Annotated in this window: 13 protein-coding genes; 6 read left to right on the top strand and 7 right to left on the bottom strand. The window is 52.7% G+C overall.

The annotated features are described in order from the left end of the window. Positions 1–23: 23 nt before the first annotated feature. Complete coding sequence (locus tag ABFZ84_RS01300) at positions 24–1,190, top strand: DUF2336 domain-containing protein (RefSeq protein WP_369311990.1); 1,167 nt, start codon at positions 24–26, stop codon at positions 1,188–1,190. Here the strand turns inward: ABFZ84_RS01300 and ABFZ84_RS01305 are convergent. From ABFZ84_RS01305 to ABFZ84_RS01315, 3 genes are all read right to left on the bottom strand, one after another. Further along, positions 1,187–1,522: a DUF1491 family protein gene (locus ABFZ84_RS01305; protein ID WP_369311992.1), complete on the bottom strand. Its 336-nt coding sequence runs from the start codon at positions 1,520–1,522 to the stop codon at positions 1,187–1,189. The genes ABFZ84_RS01300 and ABFZ84_RS01305 overlap by 4 nt on opposite strands. Positions 1,523–1,556: 34 nt before the next feature. Further along, positions 1,557–3,308 carry an ATP-binding protein gene (locus ABFZ84_RS01310; protein WP_369311994.1) on the bottom strand — a complete coding sequence of 584 codons (1,752 nt, stop codon included), beginning with the start codon at positions 3,306–3,308 and terminating at the stop codon, positions 1,557–1,559. A 193-nt stretch (positions 3,309–3,501) separates the two neighbouring features. After that, on the bottom strand, positions 3,502–4,767 hold the full coding sequence (locus ABFZ84_RS01315) for a PAS domain-containing sensor histidine kinase (protein ID WP_369311996.1): 1,266 nt from the start codon (positions 4,765–4,767) through the stop codon (positions 3,502–3,504). Positions 4,768–5,012: 245 nt separating this feature from the next. Here ABFZ84_RS01315 and ABFZ84_RS01320 point away from each other — a divergent pair, with 245 nt between their 5' ends. Then, entirely contained in the window at positions 5,013–6,086 is a 1,074-nt protein-coding gene (locus ABFZ84_RS01320) for a hypothetical protein (protein WP_369311998.1), read from the top strand. Positions 6,087–6,147: 61 nt separating this feature from the next. Here the strand turns inward: ABFZ84_RS01320 and ABFZ84_RS01325 are convergent, their stop codons facing one another. Together ABFZ84_RS01325 and ABFZ84_RS01330 are read right to left on the bottom strand one after the other, a co-directional pair. Then, a complete protein-coding gene (locus ABFZ84_RS01325; RefSeq protein ID WP_369312000.1) occupies positions 6,148–6,768 on the bottom strand; it encodes a hypothetical protein in 621 nt (206 codons plus the stop codon). 116 nt (positions 6,769–6,884) lie between these two features. Continuing rightward, positions 6,885–7,247 (bottom strand): winged helix-turn-helix transcriptional regulator, encoded by a 363-nt coding sequence (locus ABFZ84_RS01330; RefSeq protein WP_369312002.1) that lies wholly within the window; start codon positions 7,245–7,247, stop codon positions 6,885–6,887. 127 nt (positions 7,248–7,374) lie between these two features. Between ABFZ84_RS01330 and gstA the strand changes: the two genes are divergently transcribed. From gstA to ABFZ84_RS01345, 3 genes are read left to right on the top strand one after another with little or no spacing between them, the layout of a single operon-like run. Beyond that, positions 7,375–7,998 (top strand): glutathione transferase GstA, encoded by a 624-nt coding sequence (gene gstA, locus ABFZ84_RS01335; protein WP_369312004.1) that lies wholly within the window; start codon positions 7,375–7,377, stop codon positions 7,996–7,998. Beyond that, the gene (locus tag ABFZ84_RS01340) at positions 7,998–8,375 is read left to right on the top strand and encodes a nuclear transport factor 2 family protein (protein ID WP_369312006.1); all 378 of its coding nucleotides are present in this window, start codon (positions 7,998–8,000) and stop codon (positions 8,373–8,375) included. The genes gstA and ABFZ84_RS01340 overlap by 1 nt, the downstream gene beginning before the upstream one ends. Next, positions 8,376–8,588: a tautomerase family protein gene (locus ABFZ84_RS01345; RefSeq protein WP_369312008.1), complete on the top strand. Its 213-nt coding sequence runs from the start codon at positions 8,376–8,378 to the stop codon at positions 8,586–8,588. A gap of 24 nt (positions 8,589–8,612) precedes the next feature. Here the strand turns inward: ABFZ84_RS01345 and ABFZ84_RS01350 are convergent, their stop codons facing one another. Next, on the bottom strand, positions 8,613–10,754 hold the full coding sequence (locus ABFZ84_RS01350; protein ID WP_369312010.1) for a vWA domain-containing protein: 2,142 nt from the start codon (positions 10,752–10,754) through the stop codon (positions 8,613–8,615). Positions 10,755–10,915: 161 nt separating this feature from the next. On the opposite strand from ABFZ84_RS01350, the gene ABFZ84_RS01355 reads away from it, so the two are divergent. Continuing rightward, the gene (locus tag ABFZ84_RS01355) at positions 10,916–11,317 is read left to right on the top strand and encodes a SufE family protein (RefSeq protein ID WP_369314529.1); all 402 of its coding nucleotides are present in this window, start codon (positions 10,916–10,918) and stop codon (positions 11,315–11,317) included. On the opposite strand, the gene ABFZ84_RS01360 is transcribed toward ABFZ84_RS01355, so the two are convergent. Continuing rightward, positions 11,246–11,728 (bottom strand): helix-turn-helix domain-containing protein, encoded by a 483-nt coding sequence (locus tag ABFZ84_RS01360; protein WP_369312012.1) that lies wholly within the window; start codon positions 11,726–11,728, stop codon positions 11,246–11,248. The two genes, ABFZ84_RS01355 and ABFZ84_RS01360, sit on opposite strands and share 72 nt — an antisense overlap. Positions 11,729–11,819 lie beyond the last annotated feature (91 nt).

Consider the following 11,819-nt stretch of genomic DNA (forward strand, 5'->3'; position numbering starts at 1 on the left):
GCGCGCCTTGTGGAGGGAGACACATGGTGCCACAATCTACGCAACTGGCTGAGCTGCTCTTGATGGCGAGCAATATCATCAAAGGTAAAACATCCAACCCTTCAGCGGGGATGGAGGTTCGCTTTTTGCGGGGTCTTATCGACATTTTTATGGCCGCACCGCAAAAGTTCACCGGACCTGCGCTCGATCAGATCGACCAAATCATGTGCGAACTGTGCGAACGTGCAGATCACACAACCTGCCAGGAAATCGCGGCGACTTTTGCCCAAGCGCGCATCGCACCACGCGGCATCACGAACCAACTTGCACGACATGACATGTCGATCGCTGAGCCATTGCTGCGTCATGGGGCAATGTTGAATGATGATGACTTATTAGCAATCATTCATCAGCGCGGCACCCCACATCACATGGCCATTGCACGCCGTTATGATGTCAGTTACGCGATCGGCGAGGCATTGTTAGCGCTCAATAACGAAGCTGTTACGGTCAGCCTTTTGAAAAATCAGCGCGCCCATTTTCGGCCCCATACCCTTGACCAATTAGCAGAGACGTCGAAAAAAATGCCGTCGTTACGGGCCCCGTTGACCGGTCGGCATGATCTCGACCCGATCTTGTTGACGCAGCTATATTTTCAGGTGCCGGCCGCGCTTAAATCACAAATTCTAAACCGCTCTGAAGTGCTTGATCCCGCATTGATCAGCGAAGCGATTACTATCAACCGCACGTCGCTACTCCAGCCGGGGCAAGAGACGGAAAACTTCCGCCACTTCGTTCACAAGCGTTCGATCCATGGCCAGATCAATCAGTCATTGATGAAACAATTAATTTCGGAAAAACGCCTGAATGAGCTTGTATTGACCTTTGCTTATCTTACCGGCGTTGATGAACCCGCCGCAAAAGCCATTATGCGCGATACGCGATTTGAATCTCTTGCTATCGCCTGTCGCGCGACAGGAATTCATCGCGATGTCTTTTCGCGTATGGTATTTGGGTTATTGCTCGGGGACCGCGACAAAACGAATGCCCTTCGGATTTTAGATCTCTATCAAAAAATCCCGACTGACGCCGCCGAAAAGCTAATGCGGTTCTGGCGCCTGAGAAGTCAGGCCGTGGCCGACGCCGGACAGACAATCGTGCTTGAGCAATCCACAACTTCCCCACAAACCAAAAATTCTGTGGCCAGTTAATCGAGAAACGCACGCCCTTCGCGATCTTCGATCTCGACCACCCAAATATCAGGGTCAATCGAGGATTCTTTTTCGATCCAACGGTCAATACGCGTTTCTATATCATCAGACTGCTGATCACCCTCCAACGGCTCGCGCCATACTGGGTTACCATCGAGGTCGCGACTTTGAATAAATAAACGCGCTTCACCGCGCCCGATAAAAAGCTTTACCGCCACCGCCCCAGCGTCAGGATCGCCCTTTCGGACAATGGTTGCAAACGCCCCGCCCGCCTGAGCGCGGCGCAAATGAGCAGAAATACGGATTTCGGTTTTAAGACGTGGCTCAATCATGATGGGCGCACGCTCGCGCAATGATCACAAACGGTCAAGCCGCTTTTGGCGATTTCAAGGTACGAACCAGCGTGGCTTTTAGGGCACCGGCGCGCAACGGCTTGGTGATATAATCGTTCATACCTGCCGCCAGCATTTCTTCGCGCTCGCCGGGCATCGCATCTGCGGTGACCGCAATAATTGGAATGCTCGCCTTGGGGTCGTTACGCCCTCGGATCGCTCGTACCACATCCACCCCGTTCAAGATGGGCATGTTTTTATCCATCAGAATGATGTCAAAATGATCCGCCTCGAACACATCCAGACATTCTTGACCGTTGCACGCGAAAACCGTTTCAACGCCCCAAGATTTGAGGAACTCACCGACGACCAGTCGATTGACCTCATTATCCTCGGCCACGAGAACGCGAAGGCCCGTAAGATCACTTGCCGCATCATAGATCTCATCATCAAGATCGTTCGCGGAAACAACGACGGCTTCAACGGGCAAGGTCAACAAAAATGTTGTACCTGCATTTCCTGTTTTCTCGACACAAATTTTGCCCCCAAGAAGCCCCGCAAGCTCGCGGCAAATCGGCAGGCCAAGCCCTGTACCGCCATAAAGCCGCGCGGTGCCGCACTCACCCTGTTCGAAGGGTTCGAAAACACGGTCGAGCAAATCATCCGAAATGCCTTTACCGGTGTCTGTTACACGAATATCAAGACGGTAATTCCCGGCACCACGCGCGGATGCATGAAGGTGCAACAAAACATGTCCCTGTGCGGAGAATTTTACACCATTGGACATAAGGTTTTGAAGAATTTGCCGTAAACGCAGATCATCAATCATAACTGCCGGCGGTATCGGGCCGGTCACTTTAACGTTGATATTGATCCCTTTGGCCGAGGCAGACTCGCGCCAGCTATCACCAACAAAACGCACAAGATCGCGAAGGTCTGTGGCGCGCGGTTCGAGCGTCAACATACCCGCTTCAATCTTGGAAAGATCAAGCATGTCATTAAGGATCAACAAAAGCGACTCGCCTGAGGTTCTAATCGTCTCGGTCAGTTTTTGTTCCCGCTTCGGTAAGTCACCACTAAGCACCGCATCCGTAAGTCCGATCACGCCATTAAGGGGCGTGCGTAATTCATGGCTCATGGTGGCAAGGAACTGTGACTTTGCCGCTTCAGCATTTTGCGCGCGGATGGCGCTTTTGTGCATTTCATCAAGCGCCGCATAAACACGTTCGGTAATGATGACCGCGATACCGGTTGAAATACACAAGACGAAAAAACCCTGGAAGAAGCGGTTTGTTTCTCGCGAATAATCAAATGGCGCAACTATCGACGGATTATTCAGTGAAACCCAATAAATGAATATGAGAACCACCGTCCCCGCACCACAAAACGTCATCGCCGCGCGACGACCAGCGATAAATCCGGCCATGACCGGGCCAATCGCAATGAAAGGCAAAATCGCCGTATTGATCCCAGAATTTCCGTAAAGTGCGCCCGCCAGCACCGCGCCAACCATCAGGGCTGAATAAAACGCCGCATAGAAAAACGGGTTTTTATACCAACGCACCATCTGTATCGAACCGATGATACAACTGACCACGATCAACGTTAGCGTATGATCAAAGGTCCACGCCGAATAGATAAAAAACATCAGAAAGAAATTTGCGATCTGCGATGCCGCGACCATGGCACCGATCATCCAAACCGCACGCATACGCATCAGATTTTCTGGGCGTCCATCTTCGGATATGCGTAAAAAACGCTCATAGGATTTTACCCAGCGCTTCATTATGAAACAGTCTCCAACGCAATTCTTGCCGCGGTCATATCTTAGCGGAATGTTCCTCAAGAAAAGGTCAATAGCCGCCCAAATCAACCCGCGTTCTGCCGGTATTTTTCCGCATGCTGTGGAGCTAATTGGTTAATTTAATTGTAAAATTTTGATTTCTGGCGGAAACAGCAGAGGCCCCGGATAGAAAACGCTATGCCGCGTTTTGATCCATCCGTTCGCGCCGATATTGGGCAACCCGGTCAAGCTGGCTCTGAATATCGGCTGCACGCGCCGCCGATACGCCCGACGCAGAAAGCTCAGCGGCCGTCTTAGCAACAGGCAACGTCAATGTCGCCACCGTGCCCTCGCCGGGTGCAGAAGAAAGCGACAACATACCGCCATGCAGTTTCGCCATAGCAAAAGCCAAGGACAACCCAAGCCCAGTTCCCGCTGTTCCGCGTACGCCATTTTTATGCATGTCGGTGAAACGCTCGCCTAACCGCGCGAGAGCAATTTGGCTCATGCCGACGCCCGTGTCCGCGACAGTGAACGATATCGTTCCATCGGTTTCACGCACATTCAGGCTGACCTCGCCATCCGCTGTGAATTTCACGGCATTCGATAACAAGTTAATCAAGATCTGCTTGACGGTTCGGCAATCGAGCATTGTCTCAGGCAGGTTTTCAGCAATATCAATATTGAGCGAAAGACCCGCTTTTTCGGTTTCACCGCGCACCATTTCTGCGCAGGTTTTAGCAAGCGGTCCGGGTGCAGACAAAACGGGCGCAATTTCATAACGCCCCGCCGCAAGCTTGGCCCGGTCCAGAATGGCCGAGATCAATTCGGCCAAATGTCCCCCCGAAGAATGAATCAAATCGGCATATTCGTTATATTTCTCGTGCCCCAAAGGACCAAAGGTCTCCGTCCGCATGGTTTCAGCGAACCCCATAATCGCATTCAGCGGGGTTTTCAGCTCATGGCCAAGGTCGGCCAGCATATCCGCAGAAACGCCATGCTCGGCCTCAGCGGTTGTGGCACCATTCGCCGTCATGTTTGCGGTGCGGCGCTCGTTTAATTCTTCACTACGGTCGCGAATTAAAATCGCCGTCCCGTCTTTATTGTTTGCCAGTGCCAGCTCAACAAAACGCGGGGATTTGCGCGCGTCATCACCAGCTTGGGCCAAAAGACGTACCGTCAAGCGAATTGCAGGCGCAGAAGGCATATTGGCGCTAACGCGGGTTAACGCCTCTTTCAGTGCCGCGCGATCATCCCGTGCGATAAATTCAAGAAATGAACGGCCAACCGGTCCGTCATTGCCGCCGATCATTGTTTCAGCAGCGCCCGTAACCGCCACGATAGTGCCGTTGTGATCAAGACCAACAACCGGATCACCGTCGGTCGAACGCCAAGAAACACGCGCCTTTTGGCCATTCTTGCCGGTCAGCGCTTTTAAAAAAGATGGCAGTCTTATAGCCATTATTATTTCCGGTTTTGGGCGTCACGTAGCATGAACCACGCGAACCGATTCGTTAACGCCCCTTCACCATGCGCTAATTGACGTTAATAAAAGATAAACTGAAAAAACGTCGAAAAAGGGGTGTATCGCGGTGCAAACCGGTCGAATTTGATAATAATTCAGCTAGTGTGGTCAGCGCACTCTTAAAATATCAGACCATAGGATGGCGGATATGATAAAACACCGCCACTTGGGAGAAGTAATCTATGTCGCGTAACAAGTTGGGGCCGCGTAAGATGCTGATTACGCGAAGAAATTCTGAATCGCCCTCAGTCAAGAGGCAACCTCGCGCCAGCCTTCGCAAAGCGATCCGTCGCCCATACTTTCTCGCGGTGGCGTTAATGGCCGGATTTGCGACCACGGGCGTCTCTGCCGACACGCTGGCACAGCCAAAAGATAATGCACTGGAACGTACGGCGGCGAACTATATTCGTTACCGCGAAGATGTCGCCGCGATCGAGGCCATGCCATTCAAAAACGCAGAGGTCACGCGCGAAGCACATCTCCGCCTCGCTGGTCATGACCCAGACAAGCTTGCCGCCGGTTGGGTCGCTTATGCGGCATTGGTCGTTGCCGACCAGCCGAGCTTTGCCGAAGCGCTCGAAAAAGAGCTCAAGAAAAAAGGCAGCAGACGAAAAGGCATCCTTGGCGGTATCGATGGGTTGATGTCGAATGTATCCGCGAACCCGTCTTTCCTCCGCAGCCTTGAAGGCACCGACATCGCGGTAAACGCCGTTTTGTCCATGGCTGTTCAAGATGGTGCACGGATTAGTGCGTTAGGCGAAGCCTTTAAGACCCAAGCCTATGCAATGCAGAAAACAAATTGGGGCAAACAACGCATCTCCAATAGCCAGACACGGATCACCGAGGCCGCAAATTATGGCCGCACACGCGCGGAACCTGCGACGCCAGTTTTCGCACACCCTTCTAACAATGGTGTGATGGCACCTTCCCTCGCGAGTGCCGAAAAAGAATGGTCCGCGACATGGGGCGCTGGTGCGGGCCAAGGCCGCGTCACCGAGAAGAACGCCGAAGTCGTGATTGATCGCATTCTTTACCTTGCAGCGCGTTATTCGACAGATACGCTGAACCCGAAAATCGTTGAAGTTTATGCACGAAACACCAAGTCCCAACGCTGCCTTTCCATGGCAAAGCTAACACTTGATCAGTGCATCGCGGCCACGCGAACACCATATGAGGAAGCATTTTGCCTTGGTGAACATGGGTTAAACGACATCGCCACTTGCACCGGATGGGTTGCTGGCGCTGACGGCAGCTAAAACCAAACTGAATTGCTTAAGAAAAAAGGCCGTGCAATGCGCGGCCTTTTTTATGTTGTTATTATTTGCGGCGATAGCTTCGGCAACTGGCCTCATAGGCTTTTGAAGAACGACGCGCGTTCCATCCGGCGGTCCAGGCATCGCCGCCATCCACCCCAAATAATTCACGGCACATCAAGAAACCGGTTTTATATTCCGATGACTGTACATTTAAGCCTTTTCCGCTCAGGCGTAGACCCTCATCGTAGCAGCCGCACACATCGCTGCTCACCGCCGTCGCCGTTTGGATCACTGGCGGTGCAAGCGGACCACCGCGATCAAAACGCGCAAAAACCTGATCTCGGTTCTGGGCTAAAAGCCCAAAACCAATCACGGTCACCACAAGCATCGTGCCGAGAATAATCTCCGTCCACGGAAGGTTGGTTGATGATTTCATCTTTTTGCCACGAGCGCGCGGTGCCGCTGTGGTTGCGTCCACAGGCGCGGCGGTCGGTGCCTCGTTCACCGGAAACATTTCCCATGACCGCCCACAATCCCGACATAGGTCGGCTTCTTGAAATTGGCGATTGTTACATTCGCGGCTTTGACAGCCCGTTTCGCCACAATGGCCACACCGATAAATCTGATGGTCGCAAGATTTTGCGCTCATCCGGGCTTTATCGCCTTTGCCAAAAAATTTCATCTTACGACCCCCACCCCAGCCCCCCGGCCTTTTGGGCATTAACCATAGACTAGCGGATGGGGCCGCCCGTCACAAGGATAGTACCGACGGGTTAATCGCTACGTCCGCCTTGAGTTTCACTCATTCGCAGGTTTCCGATTTCGCTGTTTTAGCTTGTGGCCGACCGCTGCGATGGCCTCAATCGCCGGGAGTAATTCACGGCCATCCGGGGTCAGCGAATATTCAACCGAAGGCGGCGATGTAGGCAAAACTTCCCGGAATATCACGCCCTTCGCTTCCAACTCTTTCAACCGCGTGGTCAGCATTTTTGCCGAAATTTCCGGAATATCCGCCCGCAATTCAGAAAAGCGCCGCGCGCCGGCCTCCAGCTTCCACAGAATGTTCGGCGTCCACGCCCCGCCGATGATCGAAAGACATTCGGCCAGCGGGCAATCATTAGGCGCGGGCGGGCTATGATTTTTGCGCATCTTAAGTGGCATGGCGGATACCTGGTTACCCTTCGGAAACTTCATTCCTTAATATCACGAATATATGAAGTTTACAAAAGTTACTTTGTGCGAATAGTTCATTACATCCCCGAAACACAACTCAGCACGGAGAATAACCATGAAACTATATTACCTACCCGGCGCATGCTCGCTGGCATCCCATATTGCGCTAAACGAAGTGGGTGCCGATTTTACCATTGAAAAAGTCGACACCAAAGCTGGCAGAACCGAGACCGGACAGGATTATAAAACCATCAATCCCAACGGATATGTGCCCGCCCTCGCGCTAGATGCTGACACTATTTTGCTCGAAGGCCCTGCGATCCTTCAGCATATTGCGGACAACAACCCTAGCGCCAAACTTGTGCCCCCCGTCGGCACTGTTGAGCGCGCGCGCGTTAATCAGTACCTCACCTTTACCGGATCAGAACTTCACGCCGCATTCCGCCCGTTCTTTGCGAACCCGGACATTACGGGGTCAGAAAAAGACGCCGCTCAACAAAATCTATTCCGTCGTTTCGACTATTTCGAAAATGAATTATCCGATGGCCGCGAATTTCTTGTCGGCGACACATTCACCGTCGCCGATTCCTATTTATTCGTCGTGTCGAATTGGGCAAACCATATTGGGTTTAATCTCAATCAATGGCCTAATGTTGCTGCATTTGCTGGTCGTATAGCATCACGCCCGGCCGTTCAAAAAGCATTGGCCGCTGAAGGTCTGTTGGAAAACGCGGCCTAGTGAGCATTCATTATGACGCAATTCTGCGCGTCCTGAAAAACTACTATGACGGTCTCTATCAATGTGACACACAATTATTAGAGACCGTTTTTCATCCCGACGCGCATTATCACACCACCAGCGGCGGCGAACACCTTTGTTACGATATGCCGGATTACATGGCGCTCATCAAAACCCGAATACCGCCGGCAAATGCAGGTGACACCTACGATTACAGCATTAGCAATATCAGCATCGCTGGCGACGACACCGCAGTTGCAACACTAAAATGTACGATGATGGGAAAACATTTTACCGATTTCCTTTCATTAATCCGCACCCAAAATGGTTGGCAAATCATCGCCAAAGTTTTTCATTACGACCTAAAGGACGAATAAATGCCTTATGTAAACATCAAAATCACTCGCGAAGGTGGCACCACGCCTGCCCAAAAAGCCGAATTGATCAAAGGCGTCACCAACCTATTGGCCGAAGTTCTCGACAAATCGCCAGCAACAACTTTTGTTGTGATCAACGAAGTTGAAATGGAAGACTGGGGTGTCGGCGGGCTTCCTGTAGAGGATTACCGCCGACAAATCGCAGCAAAGTAAACCCTGCTCCCGCACGGAAAATTCCTACTCAACCACCGTGAATTTATCGCGCGCGAGAACCTGATGTTGAAGTCCGGTTACATACCGGGCTTCATATTCCCCCGGCCCTGCCGTGATGGGATAGGCCGTGACGCGGCCTTCGGTCTCGCCTTCGACGGCGTCAAAACCATAGCGCACGGTGTATCCCCACATCTTTGAATCCGGCGCATCGGCGGGCGCAATCACCACGCGATCCCCGCCAAAAGCATCACCAGAATATTTCACGGTAAACTCCGTGCCGGCTTTTACGGTGTCTGGCGCATCTACTGTGGCGTTCGCGCGCGTGATGGTCATCGGTTGCCGCGCGATAATACGCGGGCCGGGCTGAATGCCGTAAACGATTTCATATTCGCCATCTATTGCTGGCACCCGGATAGCGACGGGATTAACAACTTCACCCGCACGTGTCGCCAATTTGGCGACGCTATAGCGGTTAAACTTCTCCGCCCCCGGTTCAACAATCGAGATCATGTCATCTGCCCAGCCGTCAGCGGGGCCAGTCCATGCAACGTCGATAGTTGATCCCCCCACTGCCGCTGTAGGTCCCGAAACAGTCGCCGTAACGTCCGTAACCTTGATCGGAATGACCGTCTGGACAGAGCGTTCCATCCCCGGATAGGTGGTATATCCGCCAGACATGACATAGCGAATTTCATAATCGCCCGGAACCGACGGCGTCGTCAGCGTCACCGGCTCACCATGGACAACACGCTTATAGCTCCCGTTATTAAGCGCGGCTGTCGCATCTTTTTCTATGAGTGTTATCACGCCACCCGGTTCTGCCGGCCCTGTCCACTCGATTTCAATCGGCGTCGCGACGGGCGCAGTTGCGGGTGCCGATAACGTATACTGACTATCGGTGACCGTAATCTGTTTACGCCCCAGAATAATTGCCGGATTATTCAGCACATAGCGAATTTCATAGTCGCCGGGGATGGTCGGCGCGCCAAGTAGCGCTGTCGCCTTGTCGTCATTGTCTATATCGCCATCGCCGTCTGTGTCAGCAGCGGTTTCATCGGCCGCACGCGCCCTTGCCGCACCGAAAAAGTAGATTTTCCGTAGCGGCGCATCATCAAGTCGGTTGACGCTAATTGCGGTGTTCAACTCATCGGGGCCTGACCACGTCACCGGAATTGCGACGCCCTCCGGCGTTTCGTCTGGGGCTTCGATGACCACCGGTAATTCAAGATCTATTGGGATCGTGACCACTTTTGGCTGTTGGGCTTTGATCGTAATCGCCGCATGGCCTTTCTTCGGCTCGCCATCGGTCCAACCGGCCCAGACGACATCGACATCGTAATCGCCAGGAAGAATTTCGGTTTCCGAAGCGCCTGTGTTTTCTGCGTTAAACACCGCATCACCGCCCGCTTGCGGCGTAACCGTCCACGTTAGTTGCGAAGAAATCTGTGGCCCGCCCGACAAGATCGTTGCCTTCATCGCCAATGACGATGGCACCGGCGCACCCGACACTTCCTCAGCCGGAGGAGCGGCCTGTGCGACCTGCGCTAATGCGCCCGATAATTCCGATGCGTTATCAGCCGCTAAAAATACGCCCCCCGTTTCTTCGGCAATACATTTTAGGCCGTTGCGTTCTTCGACAGTAACATCAAAACCGATAACATGGACGGTAAAATCAAGACCGTTTTCTTCTAGGGTGCGGGCCAACGCACAAGGGTCTGCCTTACACGTTTCAAGGCCATCAGAAACTAAAATAACATTCGCCGCATTTTTGGTGTAGTTCAGGGCATTGGCCGCATGTTCGACAGATTTTGTCAGTGGCGTTTTTCCTTTTGGATTCAGTGTACGGATGGCACTAATAACATCCTGTCTGCTCGCCCCCACATCGGCGATGGTTTGGATATCATTGCAATCGCCCTCTTTGCGGTGACCATAGGCCACCAGCCCCAATCGTTGTTCTACGGGCAGGCCGCGCACCAATTCTTCGACAACATCCTTTGCGATCACAATTTTGTTGACGCCGTCAATCTGGCCCCACATTGATCCTGATGCGTCCAAGATCAAAATTGCATCTTTATTTTGTACGGTTTCGGTCTGGGCCATCGCTGGCAATGCAACTGATGACATCAACGCAAAACCCAGCGCTTTTGCAGTAATCTGGTCGATCATATTTCCCCCTTGAACGGCAACGCTTTTGGAGCGCCTTTGGGGCGCACTATCGCCTGACTTCTGGTTCAATTTATCCGCGCTCGCTTGGTCTGGCAAATTCACACCGCAATCGGACCTTTTGGCCGGTTGCGGTGCAGCGGATCAGGGCTTATGTGACCGCCATGGCAAGTTTTGAAGACATCCGCAGCGATTTTGAGTTTCTCGACGAGTGGGACGAGCGATACAAATATCTCATTGATATTGGTCGCAATCTCGCGCCCTACCCTGATGAATTTCGCGACGAAGCCCACAAGGTTCGAGGCTGCGCGAGCCAAGTTTGGCTTCATGCGATCCGCGAGGGCGACCGGCTGTTTCTAAAAGGTGATTCGGACGCCCATATCGTCAAAGGGCTGGTTGCTTTGATGATCGCGCTCTATTCCGGCAAACCAGTTCATGAGATTTCCGCGATTGACCCAGAGGCCGAACTTGCACCATTTGACCTCAAGGATCATCTAACGCCGCAGCGCTCCAACGGCCTTCATTCGATGATCGCCCGTATTCGCGCAATTGCCGCTCAAGGTTAAATCCGGCTCTACGCCAACGTCGCGCGCTTTATGTTCGACCACCGATAAAGCTTGTTTGAACAATCCCTGTTGAACCGCCTTGCGCAGGCGCTCGCGCAAGCGCTTTTCCATATATTCAATTTGCAAATCGATGATGGGGCTATCGCGGCTGTCTTCTATATTGATGCAGGCATGCGATACGGTTGATCGGTCTCGGTTAAAATGTTCAGCCACCTCGTTAAGCGTCAACTGCCCTACCACATGCGCCAGATACATGGCGACCTGGCGCGCCCGGGCATGAAGCGCACCACCGCGCACGGGCGAAATCAAAACCGCATGCGGAAACCCATACGCTTCGCAAACAATTTCTTTGGCCATGCGCGCCGTGAGCCGGTTGGCACTTTGCGAAAATCGATTGGTCTTCTTCGACATCCCACATCCCCATCTTGCGCTGTCGCTTGGGCAACAACAATTGAGACAAGGATAAGAGCTGTATACAAGTTGAGGATAAGTTTTCGAGCGT

Origin of the sequence: Hyphococcus lacteus, from assembly GCF_041058985.1 — a bacterium.
Classification (GTDB): Bacteria; Pseudomonadota; Alphaproteobacteria; order Caulobacterales; family Parvularculaceae; genus Hyphococcus; species Hyphococcus lacteus.